This window comes from Photorhabdus sp. CRCIA-P01 (assembly GCF_003545805.1).
In the GTDB taxonomy this organism is placed as follows: domain Bacteria; phylum Pseudomonadota; class Gammaproteobacteria; order Enterobacterales; family Enterobacteriaceae; genus Photorhabdus; species Photorhabdus antumapuensis.
This window is the reverse complement of sequence record NZ_NMQR01000051.1, coordinates 1-25124: the sequence shown is the minus strand read 5'-3', so window position 1 is coordinate 25124 and position 25124 is coordinate 1. Positions and strand designations below refer to the sequence as shown.

The following is a 25124-nucleotide window of genomic DNA, read 5'->3' as shown; positions in this document are numbered from 1 at the left end:
GCAGTAAAAAGTTTCGCCGCTTACTCTGGCGAAACAAGATTATCCAAAGCATGAGTCGCAGAGGCTGCTGCTATGATAATTCGCCGATGGAACGGGTATTCCGGAGTCTGAAAAGTGAATGGGTTCCCCCAGAAGGCTATCAGGATATGCATGAAGCGATAAGAGATATCACGCAATATCTGGGTGGATATTATAATTACATTCGCCCCCATAGTTTTAATGGAGGCATTTCTCCCGTTGAATACGAGAAGCAATGGGAAAAGGCTAAAATGGTGTCCGGAATTTCTTGACCGCTACACTTGGTGCAGGCAGCCTAGTAGCCCCAGGCAAGATATTAGAAAGTGGGTATCTTTATATTGGCAGCCCTGCCCGCCAGGTCAGAAAACTAAAACCTGAAGAATTAAAAGGGCTATGTTATTCAGCAAGCCATTACGTTAGCTTGAAAAATAATTATTTGCAGGAAGATAATATGTAACGTCCCAAATGATCATCATCCTCTTTATTAATTACTAATTCGAATTCCTCTTCTATATCCCAACGATTTTGTCGAAAAAGACTTAGTGGATGATGATCTTCCGTCCCGTAACGGTATAAAAGCTCCTTTGCACTTATAACACATTGAACCAATAATCCATTTACCAGTGCGGGAAAAATGACTATCTGCTCTTGCTCGCTCCACTCTTCTCTATCAGGAAATTGGATAGATTGATTCACGAACGTAACTCCTGTTCCAATGTTAACAGTACAGACTCAATTTCTGGCAATACACCATGCCATAATTTGAATGAATAGGCAGCTTGCCCCACTAACATCCCTAGCCCATCAGCATAACGAGAAACACCATGTTTCTTGGCAAAGGAAATAAAGGGCGTCAAATTAGCCTGGTAAAACATATCATAACAGACACAATTTTCATTAAATATGAATGGAGATATAGTAGGAATCTCACAATGAATACCAGATGCAGTTGCATTGATAATAAGATCAAACTCAGGACTATTAAGTGTTTTCATCTCAACAGGCCGAACATTGCCTATTGACGAAAAATCATTAGCAACCTGGATAGCGCGACTAAACGTACGGTTTGTAATTGTAATTTCACAACCAAATTCTAATAATGGAAATAAAACACCTCTGGCAGCGCCACCAGCTCCAATGATTAAAATATGTTGCCCTTGGGTAATAAACTCAAGTCGTATCAAATCTGTTAATAACCCTATACCATCCGTATTATCACCAAGAAATTGATTATTATCCAGTAATTTCAAAGTATTAACTGCACCGCTAAGTCTTGCCCGTTCAGTCAACTCATTTGCCCGAACAAAGGCCTGCTCTTTAAATGGCACAGTGATATTGGCTCCTATACCTCCCTGTTTAAGAAATATATCCAATGCCTCTTGAAATTTACTTATCGGCACCAGAATTTTCCCATAACGATGCTCAATACCTGTCTGTCCAGCAAATAACCGATGGATACGCGGAGATTTACTATGCGCAACAGGATTACCAAAGACAGCAAATTGATCCATATTTATCTCCCCCTACCCCTGACGATAAAGCTCACCAGTTAAAGCATCCCGAATTTCTGAAGGATTTTTCCGACCTCCAACATCTCCGTTTAATATAGGAAGCTTATCTCCAAACTGTTGCCTAACTTCTTCTGCTGTTCTGCATGGTTCAAGGCCATTCAAATTTGCACTGGTCGACACCAACGGTTTCCCATAAAAAGTACATAACTGTTTCACCAAAGGATGATCACTAACTCTGACAGCCAAGGTAGTGAATTGCCCAGTCAACCACTTAAATGTACTGAATTTAGCAGGGATCACCCAGGTTACAGGCCCTGGCCAACAAGCAAACATAGCTTTTTTTTGTTCTTCTGTTAGCAATTTATCATCAAGATATGGTTGTAATTGTTCATAATTATCTGCGATAAGAATCAACCCTTTCTGCCAAGGACGTTTCTTTAATATAAGCAGTTCATTTACTGCTTTTTCACTATCAGGATCACATCCAAGTCCAAAAACAGCTTCAGTCGGATAGGCAATCACTTTTTCCGCTTTTAATGCAGTTAATACATTCCCAAATGCAGGTGATGCTTCATTGCTCATTTTATTACTCTGCTTAATTTATTTGCTGTTTTCCACACAACTTACTGGCACAAAATAACTTTACACCTTGTGATGTACGTTTTTCTACCAGCAACGAATAAGAACAAAAATCACATTTACCCGCAATTGGCTTATTATTTAATACAAACTGGCAATTAGGGTAACGGTTACACGCATGGAAAATTTTTCCGAAACGTGATTTCCTTTGGAGTAGTTGTCCTTGTTTGCATTGTGGACAGGCTATTAACGTCTCATCCGGTTTATCAATTAGTTCTGTATGTTCGCATTCAGGATAACGACTACAGCCAATGAACATTCCATAACGTCCTTGGCACAAAATCAAATTGACTCCACACGCGGGACATAGCTGCCCTTCAAGTTCTTTTACCACATGACCATCACTTTGACCTTTTAATGGACGAATATATTGACATGATGGATAACCAGAACATCCAAGAAATAGGCCATGAATACCATTACGCATAACCAACACAGAACCACATTCAGGGCAATATTCAGTTTCATTAGTGGAGAAAGGAACCATTTTTGCCATACTATTTTCACTCAAAAACTCATTCTCATATAATGTTGAACAGGACTCTAGAAATTCAGTTAATTTAACTCACTCGCACATAACCACCAGCAACCACAGTCACCTTACCCAGTAATTCCAGCTCAAGGAGCTTTGTCATGACCTCAGTTATAGGTAATGAAGAACGCTGAGCAATAATATCAACAGGTGTTATTTCAGCGCCTACGTTAACTAGCACATCCGTAAATGGCAACTCAGTTTGCTCAAACTGCGGTTTTACTTCTTCCTCCGTTCTTTCCATATTCAACCATTGTAATGAACTGTAAACATGTTCCACAATATCCATTGCATTTGTAGCTAAGTATGCACCTTGTTTTATTAACCAGTGATTCCCTTCGCTCACTGAACTCCCCAAAAGCCCTGGTAATGCAAATACATCTCTTCCTTGTTCAAGGGCGCAGCGAGCAGTAATTAACGAGCCACTATTTTGGCTTGCTTCTACAACAATCACTGCTGAGCTTAATCCACTGATAATCCGATTTCTTTTAGGAAAGTTTTTTGCGCGTGGAGGAGTATCCGGAAAAAATTCCGAAACAAGAGCACCATTCTCCTCGATTTGCTTTGCTAATGATCCGTGTCTATAAGGATAAATCTGACCAAGCCCACTACCTAATACAGCTACTGTTTTACCTCCACTATTCAATGCAGCTCGGTGACAAATACCATCAATACCGATAGCTAAACCACTAGCAATAACTAACTCATATCCAACCAATTCACTTGCAAAAATTCCTCCCCATTTCTCACCATAATAGCTGGCTGTCCTGCTCCCTACCATCGCCACCTGCTTCTTTAAAAGGATATCTGGTTTTCCTGACACAAAAAGCACAAGCGGAGGGGTCTGTATCTGCTTTAATAGAGGTGGATACGAAGGGTGAGAATATGTCAATAAATGGTGCTCTGGCTGTTCCAGCCACTTAAGGCATGAAGCTAGTAAGGTTTTATTTACTTTAGTAAATTGCAGACATTGTGCTGGCGATAATCCACTATCTTTCATCACAGTGAGATAACGATTCCCGGAATGTAATAATTTTTCTGCAACATTTGCTGCTCTCTCTGTTGCCAAATGAGAAATCATCTTCATTCGCAACCATACTTCCATAGCTTCCATGTTGTCATCCTAGCTAAGATTGACGGATAAAACTAAACTGCTCAATTAGCAATCGATACTGTCAATCTAAACGGGAAATGTCTAGAATAGACATAGAATACCATTAACATTTTGGACGCAGATCTAAACATATATGTCAGTATTACAAGTATTACATTACCCAGACGAGCGGCTTCGCACTATTGCAACGCCTGTTGAAACAGTTGATGCAGAGATTCGACGTATCATTGATGATATGTTTGAAACTATGTATGCAGAAGAAGGTATTGGTTTGGCAGCAACCCAAGTTGATATTCATCAGCGTATTATTGTTATTGACGTATCAGAAACACGTAATGAGCGTCTCGTCCTGATCAACCCAGAATTACTGGAAAAAAGTGGTGAAACTGGGATAGAAGAGGGCTGTTTGTCTATTCCTGAACAACGGGCACTGGTGCCACGAGCCGAAAAAGTCAAAATCAAAGCTCTAGATTACAATGACCAACCATTTGAATTACAAGCTGATGGCTTACTAGCAATTTGTATTCAGCACGAGATGGACCATTTAATTGGTAAACTTTTTGTGGATTACTTATCTCCACTGAAACGCCAACGTATACGCCAGAAAGTAGAAAAACTAGATAAACAAAAAACCCGAACCAAGTAAATTACATTAATACAGGAAATAAACGTGTCTAATTCTTTACGTATTGTTTTTGCCGGAACACCTGATTTTGCAGCACGCCATCTAGAGGCTTTGTTAATGTCTCAGCATGAGGTGGTTGGCGTTCTAACTCAACCAGATAGACCGGCAGGAAGAGGTAAAAAATTGACACCCAGTCCTGTAAAGGTACTGGCAGAAAAACATAACATCACCGTTTTTCAGCCAGCTACTTTACGCTCAGAAGAAAACCAACAATGGATTCTAAAACAACAACCTGATGTTCTCATCGTTGTTGCCTATGGATTGATCCTTCCCAAGACTGTTTTAAATACTCCAGAATTAGGTTGCCTAAACGTACATGGCTCCCTACTACCACGTTGGCGAGGTGCAGCACCTATTCAACGCTCACTCTGGGCTGGTGATACAGAAACAGGCGTAACGATAATGCAAATGGATATAGGTCTTGATACTGGCAACATGCTATATAAAGCAAGTTGCCCTATTACACCTGAGGACACCAGTGCCAGTTTATACGAAAAACTGGCCAGTATTGGGCCAGATGCGTTACTCAAAACATTATCATTAATAACATCGGGTAAAAGTCAACCTGAAACTCAAAACGAAAATTTGGTTACCTACGCTGAAAAACTAAGCAAAGAAGAAGCCCGTATAAATTGGGAACTATCTGCAACCCACCTTGAACGTTGTATTCGCGCATTTAATCCCTGGCCCATGAGCTTTTTCGAGATGGAAGGACAACCTATTAAAGTTTGGAAGGCAGAAACCATTGAAGAACAAACTTCGGTAGAGCCAGGAACTGTATTAAAAGCAGACAAAGACGGTATTTATATTGCTACTGCTGATGGAATTCTGAACATTACACAATTACAACCCGCAGGTAAAAAAGCAATGTCAACAGCAAATCTACTTAATTCTAAACGTGAATGGTTTACTCCAGGCAATAAAATCAGTTGAATACTATTTTATGCTGTAAGCTTTCTTACAAACTTTCTCTTAATGCTGGCTTTTGTCAGCTTTTTTAACTATGAAAAACACATATAATCTGCGAAGTATCACCGCAAAAGCAATCAATCAAGTTCTAGATCAAGGACAGTCTCTCAGTACAGTCTTACCCAAACTGCAACAAAATATAACTGATAAAGACAAACCCTTGTTACAGGAATTATCTTTCGGAGTGTTACGCGTATTACCACAGCTAGAGTGGATAATAGGTCAACTAATGGCAAAACCATTAAAAGGTAAACAACGTATTCTTCATTACCTGCTTATGGTTGGGATATACCAACTTGCCTATACTCGCATTCCAGCCCATGCCGCACTTGCTGAAACAGTAAACGGAGCCGTAACTCTGAAATATCCTCAGCTAAAAGGATTGATTAATGGTGTCCTTCGCCAGTTTCAGAGGCAGCAACTGCAATTAATGGAGCGTTCACAAAATAGTCCCAGCAATCACTTACATCCTAAATGGTTATTAGCTAAAATCCAAAAAGCCTATCCGCAACAATGGCAGCAACTTATTGAAAATAACAATAAGAAACCGCCTATGTGGTTGAGAGTTAATCGAATATACCATAGTCGAGATGAATATCTTTCTCTTCTTCATAAAGCCGGAATTGATGCGGAACCAGCTATCGAATTACCTTCTGCTATCCGCATAATTTCCCCTTGCCCTGTAACAATATTACCTGGATTTGGCAAAGGTTGGGTCACTGTCCAAGATGTATCCGCACAAGAATGTGTCGAGTTACTAGAACCCATTAATGGAGAGAAAATTCTCGATCTTTGTGCAGCACCAGGAGGGAAAACAACACATATCCTCGAAATAGCACCAGAATCTCAAGTAGTAGCAGTAGATATTGATGGGCAAAGAATCAAACGAGTAAAAGAAAATCTCCAACGCCTTAATTGCCACGCTACAGTAAAAACCGGTGATGGACGCCACCCTGAACATTGGGCAGAGAACCAGCAATTCGACCGCATTCTTTTGGATGCACCGTGTTCAGCAACAGGAGTAATCCGTCGCCATCCTGATATCAAGTGGTTACGCCGCGAGGAAGATATTGCTCAATTAGTTCAATTACAATCTGAGATTCTTGATGCAATCTGGCCATACTTAAAGAAAAGCGGAACACTAGTATATGCAACCTGTTCTATTCTACCAGATGAAAATTGCCAGCAAATCAGCTCGTTTTTAAAACGCCACTCAGATGCAAAACTCACGGGAACAGAGACAAATGATTGTCTGGGAAAACAAATAATACCTGAGTTAAATGGTGGTGATGGTTTCTTCTACGCTCGATTAACTAAACAGTAATATATCTCTACAATTTATAGAGATAATTATTTATTTTCAATAAGTTAGAGAATACTATGAAAATAATTATTCTTGGTGCTGGCCAAGTTGGCGGTACATTAGCTGAAAATCTGGTAGGTGAAAATAACGATATCACCATAGTCGATACTGATCCCAACCGTCTACACCAACTACAGGATAAATTCGATCTCAGAGTAATCAATGGTCATGGTTCTTACCCCAGAGTATTAAGAGAAGCTGGTGCTGAAGATGCTGATATGTTAGTTGCTGTAACTAATTCTGACGAAACTAACATGATTGCATGCCAAATTGCTTATTCCTTATTCAACACCCCAAATAAAGTTGCGCGAATACGCGCAGCAGAATATATTCGTGAAGCAGATAAACTTTTTCTGCCTAATGATATTCCTATTGATTATCTTATTTCACCAGAACAACTTGTCATAGATTATATTTATAAACTAATTCAATATCCGGGTGCCTTACAAGTCGTTAACTTTGCCGAAGGCCGAGTAAGTATTGTTGCAGTAAAAGCTTATTATGGAGGCTCACTTGTAGGAAATGCACTTTCCTCACTTCGTGAGCACATGCCACACATTAATACCAGAGTTGCAGCAATATTCCGTCAGGATCGACCAATAAGACCACAAGGTTCTACAATTATTGAAGCCGGTGACGAAGTTTTCTTTGTAGCTGCATCACAACATATTCGTGCTGTAATGAGTGAGCTTCAACGTTTAGAAAAACCCTACAAGCGTATTATGATTGTAGGTGGTGGTAATGTGGGTGCCGGTCTTGCACTACGTCTCGAAAAAGATTACAGAGTTAAATTAATTGAACGAAATCAGCAAAGAGCCACAGAACTAGCCGAATTATTACATGACACCATTGTTTTCTATGGGGATGCCTCCGATCAAGAGTTATTAGCTGAAGAACATGTAGAACAAGTAGATGTATTTATTGCTCTAACCAACGATGACGAAGCAAACATCATGTCTGCAATGCTTGCCAAACGCATGGGTGCCAAAAAAGCGATGGTTCTCATTCAACGTAGTGCATATGTTGATTTAGTACAAGGTGGTGTCATTGATATTGCAATCTCCCCACAACAAGCGACGATTTCCGCTCTGCTAAGTCATGTTCGCAAAGCAGATATTGTAAGCGTTTCCTCATTACGTCGTGGAGTAGCCGAAGCTATCGAAGCGATTGCTCATGGAGATGAAAATACGTCAAAGGTTGTTGGCCAAGCTGTAGGTGATATTAAATTGCCACCAGGCACTACAATTGGTGCAATAGCTCGCGGTGACGAAGTCATTATTGCTAGTGATTACAGTGTGATCGAACAAGGAGATCATGTAATTATGTTTATTACAGATAAGAAATTTGTCCCCGAAGTAGAGAAACTATTCCAGCCAAGCCCTTTTTTCCTTTAAAAGCCAAAGAAATCATTATGTATCAGTCATATAATTCGAACACAATAACTGATACAACTTGGTATGTTTTAATTAGAAGAGTGTGATGAGGCTTTTAAATCAGTTTATGAATTTACTATGAAAGGTAATTTTGCCAATTTAGCTGCTGACGCCAGCATCGATATGATTTTAACAGAACACCGTATCATCATTCGCTATTTTTCTACACAATAAAACTAATAAACAGATAATTTAGTAAAAGTAAATTGAAGTTATATCAGATACCCCCTCAATTACTGAAACAAAATTATTATTAGAAATTCGTAGATTACTGAAAAGTAGGAAATAGACCTATTAAACTAAAAGACCAGTAGTAAAGAATCTAATGACCCCTTACCACTGGTCTCCCAGCTACTTACTTTGCTATGTTTTTCTTTCCTCTGGTAACTTCCTTTTCCTTTTTTATTTTTTTCAACTCGTTGTTTAAATAGTGGATCACTCAATAGAGCTTCTAAAGCATTATCCTTTATTACACCTTTATTATGGTGATATGTAATCATCATATGCCTCTATTATATTAATTTATCTGAAAACATAGCAATTGTACTCTCTGAATTTTCAATAATAAAGAAAAATTACTTATTTCTTATTCAAAGCACCTTGTTCTAAAGTCTCAAGAATAGAACAATAAGTACTTATATGAGAACTACCACAGCAAGCATCACTCAACATCTTAAGTGAATCACGCATTTTTCGCATTTCAAGAAGTTTTTCCTCCACTTCCATTAACCTAGAATCTACAATTTGCTTTGATTCTTCACAAGTATGATGAGCTGGATCTACACGAATAGACAATAATTCTGTAATAGCTTCCAACGTAAACCCCAATTGCTTAGCGTAGCGTATAAACCGAAGGCGCTGTAGATCTTGCTCCGTATAAAGTCTATACCCTCCTTCGGTACGGTTCTGATGTTCCATCATTCCTTGTTTTTCATAGAAACGCACAGTATCAGGAGTTACATTCGCTAATTTAGCCAGTTGGCCAATACGATACATCTTTATATCTCCTACAATAGATAACATTGTTTGAGATATCAGAATAGCAGGATGAAAAAAATAAGTTAGAGATTTATATATGCAAGCGTAAAAAAACCGGGATAAACCCGGTTCTTTTATATGCCCCTACAGATTACTCCGCAGTCGCAACTTCTGTTTGAAGCTCAGTAGCACGGTCAACAAGCTCGATGTATGCCATCGGAGCATTGTCACCAGCACGGAAGCCACACTTAAGAATACGAGTGTAACCGCCTGCGCGGCTCGCAAAACGCGGGCCCAGCTCATTAAACAGTTTTGCCACGATTTCGTTATCACGAGTACGGGCGAATGCCAGACGACGATTAGCTACACTGTCGATCTTGGCAAGAGTAATCAGCGGCTCAACGACGCGACGCAGTTCTTTCGCTTTAGGCAGAGTCGTCTTGATGATTTCATGACGGACCAAAGAACCTGCCATGTTGCGGAACATAGCTTGGCGATGGCTGCTGTTGCGGTTCAATTGACGACCACTCTTACGATGGCGCATGACCTTATCCTTCTCAGTAAAACCTTAACCTGTGATCTAGTTATTCATCAGCAATACTTGCTGGTGGCCAGTTTTCTAAGCGCATGCCCAGAGATAAGCCACGTGAAGCCAGTACGTCTTTGATCTCTGTAAGAGATTTTTTACCCAGGTTAGGTGTCTTAAGTAACTCAACCTCGGTACGCTGTACCAAATCACCGATGTAGTGGATAGCTTCTGCCTTAAGACAGTTAGCAGAGCGGACAGTCAATTCCAGATCGTCAACAGGGCGCAGCAGGATCGGATCAAACTCTGGCTTCTCCTCTTTTACTTCTGGCTGACGTACATCACGTAAATCAACAAAAGCTTCCAGCTGTTCAGCCAAAATAGTAGCTGCACGGCGAATCGCCTCTTCAGGATCGATTGTACCGTTAGTTTCCATCTCGATAACCAACTTGTCCAAATCGGTACGTTGTTCTACACGCGCTGCTTCAACATTGTAGGCAATACGCTCTACTGGGCTATAACAAGCGTCTACTAACAAACGACCAATAGGGCGCTCATCTTCTTCCGAATGAATCCGGGCAGAAGCCGGCACATAACCTCGACCACGCTGAACTTTAATGCGCATGCTTATAGAAGCAGTTTCGTCAGTCAGGTGGCAGATTACATGTTGCGGCTTGACGATTTCGACATCTCCGTCGTGGATAATGTCGGCTGCAGTCACAGGGCCAATGCCAGACTTATTCAAGGTAAGAATAACTTCATCTTTTCCCTGAACTCTTACCGCCAGCCCTTTCAGGTTGAGGAGAATCTCCAGGATATCTTCCTGTACACCTTCTTTGGTGCTGTACTCATGCAGTACACCATCAATCTCAACCTCAGTCACCGCACAACCCGGCATAGACGAAAGCAGAATACGGCGCAGTGCGTTACCAAGAGTATGGCCAAAGCCACGCTCTAATGGCTCAAGGGTCACCTTGGCGTGCGTCGAACTGACTTGCTCGATATCAACCAGGCGCGGTTTTAGAAACTCTGTCACAGAACCCTGCATTGTGTCCTCTCTTTGGTGCTAAGCTTTACTTAGAGTAAAGCTCGACGATCAGGTGTTCGTTGATGTCAGCAGACAGATCGGCACGTTCTGGAATACGTTTGAACACACCTTCCATCTTCACAGCATCAACCTCCAACCAAGTTGGTTTCTCACGCTGCTCAGACAGCTCTAAAGCCGCCTTGATACGAGACTGCTTTTTCGATTTTTCGCGAACGCTGACTACGTCATTCGGGGATACCTGATAAGAAGCGATGTTAACAACGCGGCCATTTACCATGATAGCCTTATGGCTTACCATTTGGCGTGATTCAGCACGAGTCGCCCCGAAACCCATACGGTAAACAACGTTATCTAGACGACCTTCCAGCAAACTCAGCAGGTTTTCACCTGTGTTGCCTTTCAGACGAGTTGCTTCTTTATAATAGTTACGGAATTGACGTTCTAGAACACCGTAAATACGACGAACTTTTTGTTTCTCACGTAACTGCACACCGTAGTCAGACAGACGCGGTTTACGTGCGCCATGCTGCCCAGGTGCTTGTTCTAATTTACACTTGGTGTCAATCGCGCGAACGCCAGACTTCAGGAATAGATCTGTACCCTCGCGACGGCTCAGCTTGAGCTTAGGACCCAAATATCTTGCCATTTTCTTTCTCCAATCGAACCTAAAAAAGTAAACGCTATTAAACGCGACGTTTTTTAGGTGGACGACAACCGTTATGAGGGATCGGAGTCACATCAGTAATGTTAGTAATGCGGAAACCTGCCGCATTTAACGCTCGAATAGTTGACTCGCGGCCAGGACCAGGTCCTTTAACCATAACTTCCAGGTTCTTAATTCCGTATTCTTTCACTGCTTCGGCACAGCGCTCTGCTGCAACCTGAGCTGCAAACGGAGTAGATTTACGAGAACCGCGGAAACCAGAACCACCGGCAGTTGCCCAACCCAAGGCGTTACCCTGGCGGTCAGTAATGGTCACGATGGTGTTGTTGAAAGAAGCATGGATATGAGCCACACCGTCAGAGACTTGCTTTCTTACACGCTTACGTGCACGAATAGGTGCTTTTGCCATTATACAATACCCCGATTATTTCTTGATCGGCTTACGTGGACCCTTACGGGTACGTGCATTGGTCTTAGTACGCTGGCCGCGAACAGGTAGACCACGACGGTGACGTAAACCACGATAAGTACCAAGATCCATCAGACGTTTGATGCTCAGGGTTACTTCACGACGCAAATCGCCTTCTACAACGTATTTGGCAACTTCGTCACGCAGCTTATCAATTTGCTCTTCAGACAGCTCGCTGATCTTAACATGTTCAGCAATACCCGCCGCAGCGCAAATGGCTTGGGAGCGAGTTTTACCAATTCCGTAGATCGATGTTAAAGCAATCACGGTATGTTTCTGATCAGGAATGTTAATGCCTGCTATACGGGCCACTATGCACTCCTAAATTATTTATTTACCGCAACACCATTCTGAAAAGCCCGTTTTCAGGATACTCAAACAATGTTGCTGTGGTATAAAAAAGATTGGCTGGCTAATTTAGCCAGCTCAAACCGACTTTGCAAGAAAAATATGCTATTATTATTAGCCTTGGCGTTGTTTATGCTTAGGCTCTGCACTGCAAATCACACGAACGATACCGTTACGCTTAACGATTTTACAGTTGCGACATAATTTCTTGACGGAAGCACGAACTTTCATTTTTACTCTCCGTAACTTCTCAAGCAAACCAATTAACGGTTATAACCTTTAAGATTTGCCTTCTTCAATGCAGACTCATACTGACTTGACATCATTAGAGTTTGCACTTGAGCCATAAAGTCCATGATGACTACAACTACAATAAGTAGCGAAGTACCGCCAAAATAAAATGGCACCTTCATCGCGTCACGCATGAACTCCGGGATTAAGCAGATAAAAGTAATATACATCGCACCAACTAAAGTTAGGCGTGTCATTACTTTATCAATGTACTTGGCTGTTTGCTCTCCCGGACGAATTCCTGGTACAAATGCACCGGACTTCTTCAGGTTATCTGCTGTTTCTCTCGGGTTGAAAACCAACGCGGTATAGAAAAAACAGAAGAAGATGATTGCAGACGCGTAGAGTAACACATAAAGCGGTTGTCCAGGCTGCAAGTACATTGAAATAGTAGTCAGCCAGTTCCAACCGGTTCCTCCCCCAAACCAGGAAGCTATGGTACCAGGGAACAGAATAATGCTGGAAGCAAAAATTGCAGGGATAACCCCGGCCATATTCACTTTCAACGGTAAATGTGTGCTCTGTGCAGCATAAACTCGGCGACCCTGTTGACGTTTTGCATAGTTAACAACGATACGTCGTTGACCACGCTCCATGAAAACAACGAAGAAAGTTACTGCAAATACTAACACTGCAACCAACAGCAACAGGAGGAAGTGCAGATCGCCTTGCCGAGCTTGCTCAATGGTATGGCCAATGGCCGGCGGCAAACCCGCAACAATACCAGCAAAGATTATGATAGAGATACCGTTTCCAATACCGCGCTCAGTAATCTGCTCACCCAACCACATTAGGAACATAGTCCCAGTAACTAGGCTCACAACAGCCGTGAAGTAGAAAGCAAACCCTGGATTAATTACCAGCCCTTGCATTCCTGGCATATTCGGCAAACCAGTAGCAATACCGATTGACTGGAATATAGCCAGCACTAAAGTACCATAACGAGTATACTGGCTAATCTTACGACGACCAGCTTCCCCTTCCTTCTTAATCTCTGCCAACGTTGGATGAACCACCGTCAACAACTGAATAATAATAGACGCAGAAATATACGGCATTATCCCCAGTGCAAAGATAGAAGCACGACTTAAAGCACCACCAGAGAACATGTTAAACATTTCAATGATGGTGCCCCTTTGCTGTTCAAGCAATTTGGCAAGCACAGTGGCATCAATACCAGGGATAGGAATAAAAGAACCAATACGGAAAACAATTAACGCGCCGATAACAAACAACAGCCTACGTTTCAGCTCGCCCAGTCCACCTTTAGCACTTTGAAAATCTAATCCTGGTTGTTTAGCCATCTGTTACTTATTCCTCAATTTTACCGCCAGCAGCTTCAATTGCAGCACGAGCGCCCTTAGTAACACGCAGGCCACGCACAGTTACTGCACGATTGATTTCGCCAGAAAGAATAACTTTCGCAAACTCAATTTGAATGCCAACAATGTTAGCTGCTTTCAATGCATTCAGATCGATAATATCGCCTTCAACGGCAGCAAAATCAGACAAACGAACTTCTGCTGTAACCATCGCCTTGCGTGAAGTAAAGCCAAATTTTGGCAAACGACGGTACAAAGGCATCTGACCACCTTCAAAACCGCGACGTACGCCACCACCAGAACGAGACTTCTGACCCTTGTGACCACGGCCACCGGTTTTACCCAGGCCAGAACCAATACCACGACCTACACGTTTAGGCGCATGCTTGGAACCATCAGCCGGAGACAGAGTATTTAAGCGCATCTGTTACTCCTCAACTTTAACCATATAGGAAACCAAGTTGATCATACCACGTATAGCAGGAGTATCTTCACGCTCTACTGTATGACCGATACGGCGCAGACCTAAACCAACCAAAGTTGCCTTATGTTTAGGCAGACGGCCGATTGAACTGCGAATCTGTGTTACTTTAATAGTCTTAGCCATGGCCATTACCCCAGAATTTCTTCGACGGATTTACCACGCTTAGCTGCGACCATTTCTGGAGACTTCATGCTGTCTAAAGCATCCAGAGTTGCACGAACCACATTAATAGGGTTGGTGGAACCATAGGTTTTAGCCAGTACGTTACGAACACCAGCCACCTCCAAAACAGCACGCATAGCACCGCCTGCGATGATACCAGTACCTTCGTGAGCAGGCTGCATGAACACACGGGAACCAGTGTGTGCACCTTTTACTGGGTGATACAAAGTGCCGCTGTTCAGTGCGACGGTTTTCATACTGCGACGGGCTTTTTCCATCGCTTTCTGGATTGCTGCCGGAACTTCGCGTGCTTTGCCATAGCCAAAACCAACGCGACCATTACCATCACCTACAACAGTCAGTGCGGTAAAGCTGAAAATCCGGCCACCTTTTACGGTTTTAGATACGCGATTTACCGCAATCAGCTTTTCCTGCAGTTCGCCAGCTTGTTTTTCGATGTGAGCCATCTTACACCTCTACCTTAGAACTGAAGGCCAGCTTCACGGGCAGCATCTGCCAGTGCCTGGACTCGACCATGATATTGGAAACCAGAGCGGTCAAAAGATACATCTTTAATACCTTTTTCCAATGCGCGTTCAGCAATTGCCTTACCAACTACTGCTGCTGCTTCTTTATTTCCAGTGTATTTCAGTTGCTCATTGATAGCTTTTTCTGTAGTAGAAGCTGCCACCAAAGTTTCAGAACCGTTTGGTGCGATAACCTGCGCATAAATATGGCGAGGGGTACGATGTACCACCAGGCGAGTTGCACCCAGTTCCTGGAGCTTGCGGCGTGCGCGGGTCGCACGACGGATACGAGCTGCTTTCTTATCCATAGTGTTACCTTACTTCTTCTTAGCCTCTTTGATACGCACGACTTCGTCGGCGTAACGAACACCTTTACCTTTATAAGGCTCAGGACGACGATAGGCACGCAGTTCTGCCGCAACCTGACCGATTACCTGCTTATCAGCACCTTTCAGTACGATTTCAGTTTGTGACGGACATTCTGCAGTAATGCCTACTGGCAGTTCGTGGTCAACTGGATGTGAGAAGCCCAGAGACATGTTAACAACATTGCCTTTGACTGCTGCACGATAACCAACACCTACCAGTTGAAGCTTCTTAGTGAAACCTTCGGTAACACCAATAACCATGGCATTCAGCAAAGAACGAGTCGTACCCGCCTGTGCCCAACCATCAACATAACCATCGCGTGGAGCGAAGGTTAGTTGGTTATCTGCATGATTAACCTCAACTGCGCTGTGGATTGTACGACTCAGCTCGCCGTTTTTACCCTTAATCGAAATAACCTGACCGTTGAGTTTTACCTCTACGCCGGCAGGAATGACGACGGGTGCTTTTGCAACACGAGACATTCTTTCCTCCCGAATTAAGCTACGTAGCAGAGAATCTCGCCACCAAGACCAGCTTGACGAGCTGCACGATCAGTCATTACACCTTTAGAGGTAGAAACAACAGCAATACCCAAACCAGCCATAACTTGTGGTAGCTCATCTTTTTTCTTATAGATGCGCAGACTTGGTCGGCTTACACGCTGAATGCTTTCTACAACAGCCCTGCCTTGGAAGTATTTCAGTACTAATTCCAACTCTGGCTTGGTGTCGCCTTCAATTTTATAATTTTCAATATAACCTTCTTCCTTCAGCACCTTGGCAATTGCCACTTTCAGCTTGGAGGAAGGCATGGTGACCGCAACTTTATTCGCGGCCTGACCGTTACGGATACGGGTCAGCATATCCGCGATGGGATCTTGCATGCTCATCTGTCTTTACTCCCGTGATTCAATTGGTGACAATTACCAGCTAGCCTTTTTAAGGCCCGGAATTTCACCGCGCATAGCGGCTTCACGGACTTTAATACGGCTCAACCCAAACTTCCGCAAGAACGCATGCGGACGACCAGTTTGGCGGCAGCGGTTACGCTGACGAGAAGGGCTGGAATCACGTGGCAGTGTTTGCAGCTTAAGAACAGCATTCCAACGCTCTTCATCAGATGCATTCACATCAGAAATGACAGCTTTCAATTCTACACGTTTAGTGAAGAATTTTTCAGCTAATTTCGCACGTTTTACATCACGTGCTTTCATTGATTGCTTAGCCATGAATACCCTGCCTTACTTGCGAAACGGGAAGTTAAAAGCAGCCAACAGTGCGCGGCCTTCATCATCAGATTTCGCAGTTGTGGTGATAGTAATATCCAGACCACGAACACGATCCACTTTATCGTAATCGATTTCAGGGAAGATGATTTGCTCACGTACACCCATGCTGTAATTGCCACGACCATCAAATGACTTAGCAGATAAACCACGGAAGTCACGAATACGAGGTACAGCAATAGAAATCAGGCGCTCAAGAAACTCCCACATACGTTCACCACGCAGGGTCACTTTACAGCCGATTGGATAGCCCTGACGGATTTTGAAGCCTGCAACTGATTTGCGCGCTTTGGTGATCAATGGTTTTTGACCAGAGATTGCTGTCAGATCCGCTGCTGCATTATCCAGCAGTTTCTTATCAGCAATTGCTTCACCAACACCCATGTTCAGGGTGATCTTCTCGACCCGAGGGACTTGCATGACAGAATTGTAGCCAAACTGAGTCACCAGTTTTTGGACTACCTCGTCTTTGTAGTAATCATGCAGTTTCGCCATCGTATTACTCCAAATTACTTGATAGTTTCGCTGTTAGATTTAAAGAAACGAACTTTTTTTCCGTCTTCAAATCTAAAACCTACACGGTCAGCCTTACCGGTTGCCGCATTGAAGATCGCAACGTTTGAAACTTGGATTGCAGCTTCTTTTTCAACGATGCCACCTGGCTGGTTCAGAGCCGGAACAGGCTTCTGATGCTTTTTAACCAAGTTGATACCTTCAACAAGGACTTTCCCAGTAGAAAGAACCTGTTTTACTTTACCGCGCTTACCTTTATCTTTTCCAGTCAACACGATAACTTCGTCATCACGACGGATTTTCGCTGCCATTGTCCGCTCCTTAGAGTACTTCTGGTGCCAGGGAGATAATTTTCATGAACTTTTCATTACGAAGTTCACGAGTTACCGGCCCAAAAATACGCGTACCGATAACTTGCTCACTTGTGTTGTTTAACAACACGCAAGCATTGCCATCGAAGCGAATGACAGAACCGTCAGGGCGACGAACACCCTTCCTGGTGCGCACCACTACCGCTTTCAGGACATCACCTTTTTTCACTTTACCACGAGGAATTGCTTCCTTGATGGTGACTTTTATGATGTCGCCGACGTGTGCATAGCGACGGTGCGAGCCACCCAGAACCTTGATACACATTACGCGACGTGCACCGGAGTTGTCGGCCACGTTCAGCATAGTCTGTTCTTGGATCATTTTAGTGCTCCGCTAAATGTCAACTACTACTGAGCCCACTTCACTACTATAATTTAATATGAAGAGGCCGTTCAGATACCCCATATCATGAGGGCGCGGCATTATAACACCACATCTCAGATATAGATAGAAAAAATAAACGGCCCATCGCGTGAGCCGTTTACTCTATTCGAGCCAGCTTACAGAATCGCTTTCTCTACAACGCGAACTAAAGTCCAAGATTTAGTTTTGGACAGTGGACGAGTTTCGCGGATTTCCACCACATCACCGATGCCACATTCATTGTTCTCGTCATGTACATGCAGTTTAGTCGTACGTTTGATGAATTTACCATATAGAGGATGTTTCACCTTACGCTCAATAGCAACAACAATAGATTTCTCCATTTTGTCGCTTACAACACGACCTTGCAGAGTACGGATTTTATCGGTCATTGCCCACCCGCCTTCTCAGTCAATAAAGTCTTAACGCGTGCGATATTACGACGCACTTGTTTCAACAGATGAGACTGTTGTAGCTGGCCACTTGCAGCCTGCATGCGCAAGTTAAATTGTTCACGCAGCAAATTCAGCAGCTCAGTGTTCAGCTCTTCAACGCTTTTTTCGCGCAGCTCTTGTGCTTTCATTACATCACCGTCTTAGTTACAAAGGTGGTCTTGATAGGCAGTTTCGCTGCTGCCAGCTTGAATGCTTCACGAGCCAGCTCTTCAGGCACACCGTCCATTTCATAAAGGACTTTACCAGGCTGGATCAAGGCAACCCAATATTCTACGTTACCTTTACCTTTACCCATACGCACTTCGAGTGGCTTTTCAGTGATAGGTTTGTCTGGGAATACACGTATCCAGATTTTACCTTGACGTTTAATTGCACGGGTCATAGCACGACGTGCCGCTTCAATCTGACGTGCCGTCAGACGGCCACGGCCTACAGCTTTCAGACCGAAAGTGCCGAAGCTAACATCCGCACCTGCTGCCAGGCCACGGTTACGGCCTTTGTGCATTTTACGGAATTTCGTACGCTTTGGTTGTAACATCAGCGACTCTCCTTACTTGCGGCCTTTACGCTGCTGCTTTTTAGGTTGAGCAGCCGGTTTTTCCGCCTGTTCAACAGCAGCCATACCACCCAAGATCTCACCTTTGAAGATCCATACCTTAACGCCGAGTACACCATAAGTGGTGTGCGCTTCTGAAGTGTTGTAGTCGATATCTGCACGCAATGTGTGCAACGGTACACGACCTTCACGATACCATTCAGTACGCGCGATTTCAGCACCGCCTAAACGGCCACTGACTTCCACTTTAATGCCTTTAGCGCCTAGACGCATCGCATTCTGGACTGCACGCTTCATAGCACGACGGAACATAACGCGACGTTCCAGCTGTGAAGTAATACTGTCAGCAACCAGTTTCGCGTCCAGTTCAGGCTTACGTACTTCAGAGATATTAATTTGCGCAGGAACACCAGCGATTTCCGCTACAGTTTTACGCAGTTTTTCTACGTCTTCACCTTTCTTACCGATTACGATCCCTGGGCGAGCAGTGTGAATAGTTACACGAATACTTTTAGCAGGACGTTCAATAACAATGCGTGAAATAGACGCTTTTGCCAGTTCTTTCTTCAAGTACTGGCGAACTTTAAAATCGCTGTCTAGGTTGTCAGCGAATTCTTTAGTATTCGCATACCAAGTAGAGTTCCAAGGTTTGACAATACCCAGGCGAATACCATTAGGATGTACTTTCTGACCCATTGCTAGTCTCCAGAGTCTCAGCGATCGGACACAACCACAGTAATGTGGCTGCTGCGCTTCAGGATGCGATCTGCACGACCTTTTGCACGAGGCATAATACGCTTCATGGTCGGGCCTTCGTCTACGAAAATCTTCGTGACCTTCAGATCATCAATGTCAGCACCGTCGTTGTGTTCTGCATTAGCAATAGCAGACTCAAGTACTTTCTTCACTAAACCAGCAGCTTTCTTATTGGTATAGGTCAGAGTTTCCAGAGCTTGCGACACTTTCTTACCGCGAATCAGGTCAGCTACAAGGCGAACCTTCTGAGCAGAAGAACGAGCGTGGCGATGTTTAGCGATAGTTTCCATCTCTTCCTCCTACCTTAGCGCTTTTTAGCCTTTTTATCGGCCGCATGGCCGCGATAAGTACGGGTCGGCGCGAATTCACCTAGTTTATGACCAACCATTTCGTCGGAAACAAAAACTGGTACATGCTGACGACCATTATGGACAGCGATGGTCAAACCGATCATGTTAGGAAAGATCGTTGAACGACGGGACCAAGTCTTAATAGGCTTTTTGTCTCCGCTTTCCACCGCTTTCTCTACCTTCTTCAGCAAGTGCAGGTCAATAAATGGACCTTTCTTGAGAGAACGTGGCATGGTTTATCCTCTAATTATTTTTTAGTACGGCGACGTACGATGAACTGATCAGTACGTTTATTACTACGGGTCTTCTTACCTTTAGTTTGAACACCCCAAGGAGTTACAGGATGTTTACCAAAGTTACGACCTTCACCACCACCATGTGGGTGATCTACCGGGTTCATCGCCGTACCACGAACGGTAGGACGAATACCACGCCAGCGACTTGCACCAGCTTTACCCAGAACACGTAGCATATGTTCTGCATTACCAACCTCACCTAAAGTGGCGCGGCAGTCAGACAGAACTTTACGCATTTCACCAGAACGCAGACGCAAAGTTACATAAGAACCATCACGGGCAACGATCTGAACGTATGCACCAGCGGAACGAGCCAACTGACCACCTTTACCCGGTTTCATTTCTACGTTATGTACGGTAGAACCAACAGGGATATTGCGCATTGGCAATGCGTTACCAGTTTTGATAGCTGCGTCAGAACCAGATTGGATCTGATCACCAGCTTTCAGCCCCTTAGGTGCAAGGATATAACGACGTTCACCATCTTTATACAAAATCAAGGCGATATTTGCTGAGCGATTTGGATCATATTCCAAGCGCTCAACTACAGCAGGGATACCATCTTTATTACGTTTAAAGTCAATCAAACGATAGTGCTGCTTGTGGCCACCACCAATGTGACGAGTGGTAATACGGCCATTGTTGTTACGACCACCGGTTTTGCTGCTTTTTTCCAGCAATGGAGCATAAGGTTTACCCTTATGCAGCTCAGGGTTAACCACTTTAACAACGTGGCGACGGCCCGGAGACGTAGGTTTACATTTAACAATTGCCATTGTTCTTTACTCCTCCGACTTACTCTGCACCACCGATGAAGTCCATATTCTGGCCTTCCTTCAGTGTGACGTAAGCTTTTTTCCAGTCGCTACGACGACCAATACGCTGACCGTGGCGTTTAGTTTTGCCTTTTACCAGCAAAGTGTTAACACCTTCAACTTCGACTTCAAACAGTTTCTGCACAGCAGCTTTGATTTCTGCTTTAGTCGCGTCTTTCGCAACTTTGAGAACGATGGTGTTGCTTTTCTCCATCGCTGTAGAAGCTTTTTCAGATACGTGCGGTGCGCGCAGTACTTTCAGCAGACGTTCTTCACGGATCATGCCAGCATCTCCTCAACTTGCTTCACAGCATCAGCAGTCATAACCACTTTATCGAAGGCGATCAAGCTAACTGGATCAATACCAGCTACATCACGAACATCAACCTTGTACAGGTTGCGAGCTGCTAAGAACAAATTCTCATCAACTTCATTAGTGATAATCAGCACATCTTCCAGAACCATCTCTTTCAGTTTCTGAACCAGAAGCTTGGTTTTAGGGGCTTCTACAGAAAACTTCTCGACAACGATCAAACGATTTTGACGTACCAATTCAGACAGGATGCTTTTTAAAGCACCACGGTACATTTTCTTATTAACTTTTTGACTGTGGTCCTGTGGCTTAGCTGCGAAAGTTACGCCACCAGAGCGCCAAATTGGGCTCTTAATAGAACCAGAGCGTGCACGGCCAGTGCCTTTCTGACGCCATGGTTTTTTACCTGAACCAGAAACTTCAGCACGGGTTTTCTGAGCACGAGTACCTTGACGTGCACCAGCTGCGTAAGCAACAACTACTTGATGCACAAGCGCTTCATTGAAATCACGCCCGAAGGTAGTTTCGGAAACAGTCAGCGCGCCTTGCGCGTCTTTCATTACCAATTCCATTCCTATCTCCTCGACGTTACGCCTTGACAGCCGGTTTTACGATCAGGTTGCCACCAGTTGAACCTGGAACAGCACCTTTGACCAGCAGCAGGTTGCGCTCAGCGTCAACACGTACTACATCCAAGCTTTGAACAGTTACACGCTCATTACCCAGTTGGCCTGCCATTTTCTTGCCTTTAAATACCTTGCCCGGAGTTTGGTTCTGACCGATAGAACCCGGAACACGGTGAGACAAAGAGTTACCGTGGCTAGCATCTTGGGTACGGAAGTTCCAGCGCTTAACAGTGCCAGCAAAACCTTTACCTTTAGATGTACCAGTAACGTCGACTTTCTTAACGTCAGCGAAAATTTCAACGCTAATGCTTTGACCTACAGCATATTCTTCGTCTTCAAACAGACGGAATTCACGCAGGATACGGCCAGCTTCAACGCCAGCTTTAGCGAAATGACCTGCTTCAGGTTTGTTTACACGGTTAGCTTTTTTGCTACCAGTAGTGACCTGAATTGCACGATAACCGTCGCTATCCAGATCTTTAACCTGAGTAACACGGTTATCTTCAATTTCGATAACAGTTACAGGGATTGAAACTCCATCTTCAGTGAAGATACGAGTCATACCCACTTTTTTACCGACTAAACCAATCATTGTTTCAACCTCTCAATCGTTCAATGACCTGATTAACCCAGGCTGATCTGCACGTCTACACCGGCAGCCAGATCCAGACGCATCAGAGCATCAACGGTTTTCTCGGTTGGCTCAACGATGTCAACCAGACGCTTATGAGTGCGAATTTCGTACTGATCACGCGCATCTTTATTAACATGCGGAGAAATCAGAACGGTAAAACGCTCTTTACGAGTCGGCAGCGGGATCGGACCACGAACCTGCGCACCAGTACGCTTAGCGGTCTCGACAATTTCCGCAGTTGATTGATCGATCAAACGATGATCAAATGCTTTCAGGCGAATACGGATTCTTTGGTTCTGCATGAGACCAGAGCTCCAACTATTTTATAAACATAAATAACTACTCCTCGAGCCCATTTCGATTGATGGGAGAGTGTAATCGTTCAATATATAACTCCCATATCGGGAGTATTTTAAATGGAAGCAAAAAAATGCTGCGCATTTACTGGTTAACAAACCAGACTTACACGTAAGTAAGACCGCGTATTATACGCAAATCAATTGACAAAGCAAGATACAGATGAAGATCTGTCCGGAGTAAAATTAAAGGAACATGAAACAAGATGCCCTAACTTATCAGATAGGGCATTTTTCCGTAACTATAACTATTCTCCTTCGAGAATCTGAGCTTGAGTGTAATTTTGAATCCCCATACGTTCAATTAATTCAAATTGAGTTTCTAACCAATCAATGTGCTCTTCTTCTTCATCTAGGATATCAATCATCAAATCACGGCTAACATAATCATGAATCGAATCAGCATAAGCAATCGCTTCTTTCAAATCTTTAGCCCCTTGCAATTCGAGCTGCAAGTCAGATTTGAGCATTTCTTCAATATCTTCTCCGATGTTAAGTTTTCCTAAATCCTGCAAATTAGGAATCCCTTCAAGAAAAAGAATACGTTCAATGTACCTATCGGCGTGCTTCATTTCATCGATAGATTCATGATATTCCTTATCATTAAGGCGGGTAAGGCCCCAGTTTTTAAACATCCGGGCATGCAGAAAATACTGATTAATTGCAACAAGCTCATTTCCAAGAAGTTTGTTCAAATGAGCAATCATTTTTTTATCACCTTTCATAGTTCACTCCTCCGCTTCCAGTACTTAAAGTGTAGTACCTATTCAGCAGAGTAGTAGTAAACTTACTTCTTTTTTATCAAGCAACGTTATCTATCTTGGGCAGCTGTGCAATCTCCTCATTAATTAGCTCTCTGGCTTGGCGTATGCATTTGCCACAATCACGGCCTACAGGCACAATACGTTTTAGTTCTCTAATAGAGTGAATATGATGTTGACGCACCGCATTACGTATTGTTTTGTCACTCACCGCATTACATAGGCAGACATACATAAATAACACTCTCTGGTACACATTATAGCGCATATTAAATAATAATGAGTCTCATTTCAATAATCATTCGCATTTTAATTTTCTGATTCAGGTTCTCCCAAATATCCTTTTAGCTTTGTCAAATAGAGGTAGTTCCCTCATTTCTATAACACTTTGGCTAGGAAGGCTTTTACCTCTATCAGGGGCTTTCTTAAACTTATTCCATCCTAAAACTATCTCCTACATCAGCAATTTGTTCCAGAACTGATAGCTAGACAGAGCAACCCGCTTAAGACATTACGGGGTATAGAATTCACATATTTAGTTGTACGAAAACGAGCATGGGTTAGATATTACTACCTGTATGTAAAAGAAAATATGACTTATCTAAGCTTGAAGACAAATGTTTATTTGGAAAAATCACGGCTTATCACCGACGTATTCTATAGATGAATGATGTATATATTATCCTGACAGAGCAGCCAAATAACTCCCTCTAGGAAAAAACGGTTAAAATCAAAGATTTAAAACACGAAGAGATGACCCAACAGTGTAGTTCATACAGGGAATGGAATTTAAGGAAGGGTGGATATCAATTAAAATACTCACTAACAGACACCTGATGTAGCACACCAGGTGTCTGTTCTAAAACAAGCCAGAATGCAAATCTATTCTAGAGTTAGGTACTTAATTATTAGCTATTAAGCAATAACTTTAGCAACAACACCAGCACCTACTGTACGGCCACCTTCACGGATTGCGAAGCGCAGACCCTGGTCCATCGCGATTGGTGCAATCAGGGTAACAATCATCTGAATGTTATCACCTGGCATCACCATTTCCACGCCTTCTGGCAGTTCGATAGTCCCGGTCACGTCAGTTGTACGGAAGTAGAACTGTGGGCGGTAGCCTTTGAAGAACGGAGTATGACGGCCGCCTTCGTCTTTGCTCAGAATATAAACTTCTGATTCGAAAGTGGTGTGTGGCTTGATTGAACCGGGTTTTGC

Annotated in this window: 42 protein-coding genes and 2 pseudogenes; 6 read left to right on the top strand and 38 right to left on the bottom strand. The window is 43.3% G+C overall.

Annotated elements, in window-relative coordinates:
- Both D3222_RS20500 and D3222_RS26200 read left to right on the top strand, forming a co-directional pair.
- Positions 1 to 290: integrase core domain-containing protein (locus D3222_RS20500; RefSeq protein ID WP_157975380.1), on the top strand; the 290-nt coding region annotated here is incomplete at its 5' end.
- An 8-nt stretch (positions 291 to 298) separates the two neighbouring features.
- Positions 299 to 475, top strand: a pseudogene (locus tag D3222_RS26200) (gamma carbonic anhydrase family protein); the annotation flags it as partial.
- On the opposite strand, the gene D3222_RS20490 reads toward D3222_RS26200, so the two are convergent.
- From D3222_RS20490 to dprA, 5 genes are all read right to left on the bottom strand, one after another.
- Positions 451 to 714: a DUF1488 domain-containing protein gene (locus D3222_RS20490; protein WP_118987781.1), complete on the bottom strand. Its 264-nt coding sequence runs from the start codon at positions 712 to 714 to the stop codon at positions 451 to 453. The pseudogene D3222_RS26200 and the gene D3222_RS20490 sit on opposite strands and share 25 nt — an antisense overlap.
- A complete protein-coding gene (aroE, locus tag D3222_RS20485) occupies positions 711 to 1529 on the bottom strand; it encodes a shikimate dehydrogenase (RefSeq protein ID WP_118987780.1) in 819 nt (272 codons plus the stop codon). The genes D3222_RS20490 and aroE overlap by 4 nt, the downstream gene beginning before the upstream one ends.
- A 12-nt stretch (positions 1530 to 1541) precedes the next feature.
- Positions 1542 to 2111, bottom strand: coding sequence for an L-threonylcarbamoyladenylate synthase type 1 TsaC (gene tsaC, locus D3222_RS20480; RefSeq protein ID WP_118987779.1), 570 nt, complete (start codon positions 2109 to 2111; stop codon positions 1542 to 1544).
- A 13-nt stretch (positions 2112 to 2124) separates the two neighbouring features.
- Complete coding sequence (locus D3222_RS20475) at positions 2125 to 2664, bottom strand: DNA topoisomerase family protein (RefSeq protein WP_118987778.1); 540 nt, start codon at positions 2662 to 2664, stop codon at positions 2125 to 2127.
- Between the two features lie 64 nt (positions 2665 to 2728).
- The gene (gene dprA, locus D3222_RS20470; RefSeq protein WP_118987777.1) at positions 2729 to 3814 is read right to left on the bottom strand and encodes a DNA-protecting protein DprA; all 1086 of its coding nucleotides are present in this window, start codon (positions 3812 to 3814) and stop codon (positions 2729 to 2731) included.
- Positions 3815 to 3947: 133 nt separating this feature from the next.
- Here dprA and def point away from each other — a divergent pair, with 133 nt between their 5' ends.
- The 4 genes from def to trkA all read left to right on the top strand — a co-directional run bounded on the left by def (position 3948) and on the right by trkA (position 8225).
- Positions 3948 to 4460, top strand: a complete 513-nt coding sequence (gene def / locus D3222_RS20465) for a peptide deformylase (protein WP_118987776.1) — start codon at positions 3948 to 3950, stop codon at positions 4458 to 4460.
- A gap of 24 nt (positions 4461 to 4484) precedes the next feature.
- Positions 4485 to 5432: a methionyl-tRNA formyltransferase gene (gene fmt, locus D3222_RS20460; protein WP_118987775.1), complete on the top strand. Its 948-nt coding sequence runs from the start codon at positions 4485 to 4487 to the stop codon at positions 5430 to 5432.
- Positions 5433 to 5502: 70 nt separating this feature from the next.
- Positions 5503 to 6792, top strand: coding sequence for a 16S rRNA (cytosine(967)-C(5))-methyltransferase RsmB (gene rsmB, locus D3222_RS20455; protein ID WP_118987774.1), 1290 nt, complete (start codon positions 5503 to 5505; stop codon positions 6790 to 6792).
- A 56-nt stretch (positions 6793 to 6848) separates the two neighbouring features.
- Entirely contained in the window at positions 6849 to 8225 is a 1377-nt protein-coding gene (trkA, locus tag D3222_RS20450) for a Trk system potassium transporter TrkA (protein WP_118987773.1), read from the top strand.
- Positions 8226 to 8563: 338 nt separating this feature from the next.
- On the opposite strand, the gene D3222_RS20445 is transcribed toward trkA, so the two are convergent.
- The 33 genes and pseudogenes from D3222_RS20445 to tuf form a co-directional block, all read right to left on the bottom strand.
- On the bottom strand, positions 8564 to 8764 hold the full coding sequence (locus D3222_RS20445) for an alternative ribosome-rescue factor A (RefSeq protein ID WP_118987772.1): 201 nt from the start codon (positions 8762 to 8764) through the stop codon (positions 8564 to 8566).
- Between the two features lie 79 nt (positions 8765 to 8843).
- A complete protein-coding gene (gene zntR, locus D3222_RS20440; RefSeq protein WP_118987771.1) occupies positions 8844 to 9260 on the bottom strand; it encodes a Zn(2+)-responsive transcriptional regulator in 417 nt (138 codons plus the stop codon).
- Positions 9261 to 9393: 133 nt separating this feature from the next.
- Positions 9394 to 9786: a 50S ribosomal protein L17 gene (gene rplQ / locus D3222_RS20435; protein ID WP_105399507.1), complete on the bottom strand. Its 393-nt coding sequence runs from the start codon at positions 9784 to 9786 to the stop codon at positions 9394 to 9396.
- Between the two features lie 40 nt (positions 9787 to 9826).
- Positions 9827 to 10816, bottom strand: a complete 990-nt coding sequence (locus D3222_RS20430; protein ID WP_011148772.1) for a DNA-directed RNA polymerase subunit alpha — start codon at positions 10814 to 10816, stop codon at positions 9827 to 9829.
- Positions 10817 to 10841: 25 nt separating this feature from the next.
- A complete protein-coding gene (rpsD, locus tag D3222_RS20425; RefSeq protein ID WP_118987770.1) occupies positions 10842 to 11462 on the bottom strand; it encodes a 30S ribosomal protein S4 in 621 nt (206 codons plus the stop codon).
- 37 nt (positions 11463 to 11499) lie between these two features.
- Positions 11500 to 11889: a 30S ribosomal protein S11 gene (gene rpsK, locus D3222_RS20420; protein ID WP_002919257.1), complete on the bottom strand. Its 390-nt coding sequence runs from the start codon at positions 11887 to 11889 to the stop codon at positions 11500 to 11502.
- Between the two features lie 15 nt (positions 11890 to 11904).
- A complete protein-coding gene (gene rpsM, locus D3222_RS20415; protein WP_011148774.1) occupies positions 11905 to 12261 on the bottom strand; it encodes a 30S ribosomal protein S13 in 357 nt (118 codons plus the stop codon).
- Between the two features lie 150 nt (positions 12262 to 12411).
- Positions 12412 to 12528, bottom strand: coding sequence for a 50S ribosomal protein L36 (rpmJ, locus tag D3222_RS20410; protein ID WP_012768118.1), 117 nt, complete (start codon positions 12526 to 12528; stop codon positions 12412 to 12414).
- A 32-nt stretch (positions 12529 to 12560) separates the two neighbouring features.
- Complete coding sequence (gene secY / locus D3222_RS20405; protein ID WP_011148775.1) at positions 12561 to 13892, bottom strand: preprotein translocase subunit SecY; 1332 nt, start codon at positions 13890 to 13892, stop codon at positions 12561 to 12563.
- A 7-nt stretch (positions 13893 to 13899) separates the two neighbouring features.
- A complete protein-coding gene (gene rplO / locus D3222_RS20400; RefSeq protein ID WP_118987769.1) occupies positions 13900 to 14334 on the bottom strand; it encodes a 50S ribosomal protein L15 in 435 nt (144 codons plus the stop codon).
- Between the two features lie 3 nt (positions 14335 to 14337).
- Complete coding sequence (gene rpmD / locus D3222_RS20395) at positions 14338 to 14517, bottom strand: 50S ribosomal protein L30 (protein ID WP_011148777.1); 180 nt, start codon at positions 14515 to 14517, stop codon at positions 14338 to 14340.
- A 5-nt stretch (positions 14518 to 14522) separates the two neighbouring features.
- Positions 14523 to 15023 (bottom strand): 30S ribosomal protein S5, encoded by a 501-nt coding sequence (rpsE, locus tag D3222_RS20390; protein WP_118987768.1) that lies wholly within the window; start codon positions 15021 to 15023, stop codon positions 14523 to 14525.
- Positions 15024 to 15037: 14 nt separating this feature from the next.
- Complete coding sequence (rplR, locus tag D3222_RS20385) at positions 15038 to 15391, bottom strand: 50S ribosomal protein L18 (protein WP_046974408.1); 354 nt, start codon at positions 15389 to 15391, stop codon at positions 15038 to 15040.
- 9 nt (positions 15392 to 15400) lie between these two features.
- A complete protein-coding gene (rplF, locus tag D3222_RS20380) occupies positions 15401 to 15934 on the bottom strand; it encodes a 50S ribosomal protein L6 (protein WP_118987767.1) in 534 nt (177 codons plus the stop codon).
- A gap of 14 nt (positions 15935 to 15948) precedes the next feature.
- Positions 15949 to 16341, bottom strand: a complete 393-nt coding sequence (gene rpsH, locus D3222_RS20375; RefSeq protein ID WP_118987766.1) for a 30S ribosomal protein S8 — start codon at positions 16339 to 16341, stop codon at positions 15949 to 15951.
- Positions 16342 to 16374: 33 nt separating this feature from the next.
- On the bottom strand, positions 16375 to 16680 hold the full coding sequence (rpsN, locus tag D3222_RS20370) for a 30S ribosomal protein S14 (protein WP_011148782.1): 306 nt from the start codon (positions 16678 to 16680) through the stop codon (positions 16375 to 16377).
- Between the two features lie 12 nt (positions 16681 to 16692).
- Positions 16693 to 17232 (bottom strand): 50S ribosomal protein L5, encoded by a 540-nt coding sequence (rplE, locus tag D3222_RS20365; RefSeq protein WP_118987765.1) that lies wholly within the window; start codon positions 17230 to 17232, stop codon positions 16693 to 16695.
- Positions 17233 to 17246: 14 nt separating this feature from the next.
- Complete coding sequence (gene rplX / locus D3222_RS20360; RefSeq protein ID WP_118987764.1) at positions 17247 to 17561, bottom strand: 50S ribosomal protein L24; 315 nt, start codon at positions 17559 to 17561, stop codon at positions 17247 to 17249.
- A gap of 10 nt (positions 17562 to 17571) precedes the next feature.
- Positions 17572 to 17943: a 50S ribosomal protein L14 gene (gene rplN / locus D3222_RS20355; protein WP_011148785.1), complete on the bottom strand. Its 372-nt coding sequence runs from the start codon at positions 17941 to 17943 to the stop codon at positions 17572 to 17574.
- A gap of 179 nt (positions 17944 to 18122) precedes the next feature.
- Positions 18123 to 18377, bottom strand: coding sequence for a 30S ribosomal protein S17 (gene rpsQ / locus D3222_RS20350; protein ID WP_011148786.1), 255 nt, complete (start codon positions 18375 to 18377; stop codon positions 18123 to 18125).
- Positions 18374 to 18568, bottom strand: a complete 195-nt coding sequence (gene rpmC / locus D3222_RS20345; protein ID WP_118987763.1) for a 50S ribosomal protein L29 — start codon at positions 18566 to 18568, stop codon at positions 18374 to 18376. The genes rpsQ and rpmC overlap by 4 nt, the downstream gene beginning before the upstream one ends.
- On the bottom strand, positions 18568 to 18978 hold the full coding sequence (gene rplP, locus D3222_RS20340) for a 50S ribosomal protein L16 (protein ID WP_011148788.1): 411 nt from the start codon (positions 18976 to 18978) through the stop codon (positions 18568 to 18570). The genes rpmC and rplP overlap by 1 nt, the downstream gene beginning before the upstream one ends.
- A gap of 12 nt (positions 18979 to 18990) precedes the next feature.
- A complete protein-coding gene (rpsC, locus tag D3222_RS20335; protein ID WP_112879442.1) occupies positions 18991 to 19692 on the bottom strand; it encodes a 30S ribosomal protein S3 in 702 nt (233 codons plus the stop codon).
- A gap of 17 nt (positions 19693 to 19709) precedes the next feature.
- Entirely contained in the window at positions 19710 to 20042 is a 333-nt protein-coding gene (rplV, locus tag D3222_RS20330; protein WP_011148790.1) for a 50S ribosomal protein L22, read from the bottom strand.
- Between the two features lie 14 nt (positions 20043 to 20056).
- The gene (gene rpsS, locus D3222_RS20325) at positions 20057 to 20335 is read right to left on the bottom strand and encodes a 30S ribosomal protein S19 (RefSeq protein ID WP_011148791.1); all 279 of its coding nucleotides are present in this window, start codon (positions 20333 to 20335) and stop codon (positions 20057 to 20059) included.
- A gap of 14 nt (positions 20336 to 20349) precedes the next feature.
- On the bottom strand, positions 20350 to 21174 hold the full coding sequence (rplB, locus tag D3222_RS20320) for a 50S ribosomal protein L2 (protein ID WP_118987762.1): 825 nt from the start codon (positions 21172 to 21174) through the stop codon (positions 20350 to 20352).
- A 19-nt stretch (positions 21175 to 21193) separates the two neighbouring features.
- On the bottom strand, positions 21194 to 21496 hold the full coding sequence (gene rplW / locus D3222_RS20315) for a 50S ribosomal protein L23 (protein ID WP_021322796.1): 303 nt from the start codon (positions 21494 to 21496) through the stop codon (positions 21194 to 21196).
- Entirely contained in the window at positions 21493 to 22098 is a 606-nt protein-coding gene (gene rplD / locus D3222_RS20310; protein WP_118987761.1) for a 50S ribosomal protein L4, read from the bottom strand. The genes rplW and rplD overlap by 4 nt, the downstream gene beginning before the upstream one ends.
- Before the next feature lie 16 nt (positions 22099 to 22114).
- Positions 22115 to 22744 (bottom strand): 50S ribosomal protein L3, encoded by a 630-nt coding sequence (gene rplC / locus D3222_RS20305; RefSeq protein WP_118987760.1) that lies wholly within the window; start codon positions 22742 to 22744, stop codon positions 22115 to 22117.
- Positions 22745 to 22776: 32 nt separating this feature from the next.
- A complete protein-coding gene (rpsJ, locus tag D3222_RS20300) occupies positions 22777 to 23088 on the bottom strand; it encodes a 30S ribosomal protein S10 (RefSeq protein WP_001181005.1) in 312 nt (103 codons plus the stop codon).
- 302 nt (positions 23089 to 23390) lie between these two features.
- Entirely contained in the window at positions 23391 to 23867 is a 477-nt protein-coding gene (gene bfr, locus D3222_RS20295; protein WP_118987759.1) for a bacterioferritin, read from the bottom strand.
- A 76-nt stretch (positions 23868 to 23943) separates the two neighbouring features.
- Positions 23944 to 24138 carry a bacterioferritin-associated ferredoxin gene (gene bfd, locus D3222_RS20290; protein WP_046393852.1) on the bottom strand — a complete coding sequence of 65 codons (195 nt, stop codon included), beginning with the start codon at positions 24136 to 24138 and terminating at the stop codon, positions 23944 to 23946.
- Positions 24139 to 24818: 680 nt separating this feature from the next.
- A pseudogene (gene tuf / locus D3222_RS20285) lies at positions 24819 to 25124 on the bottom strand (elongation factor Tu); the annotation flags it as partial.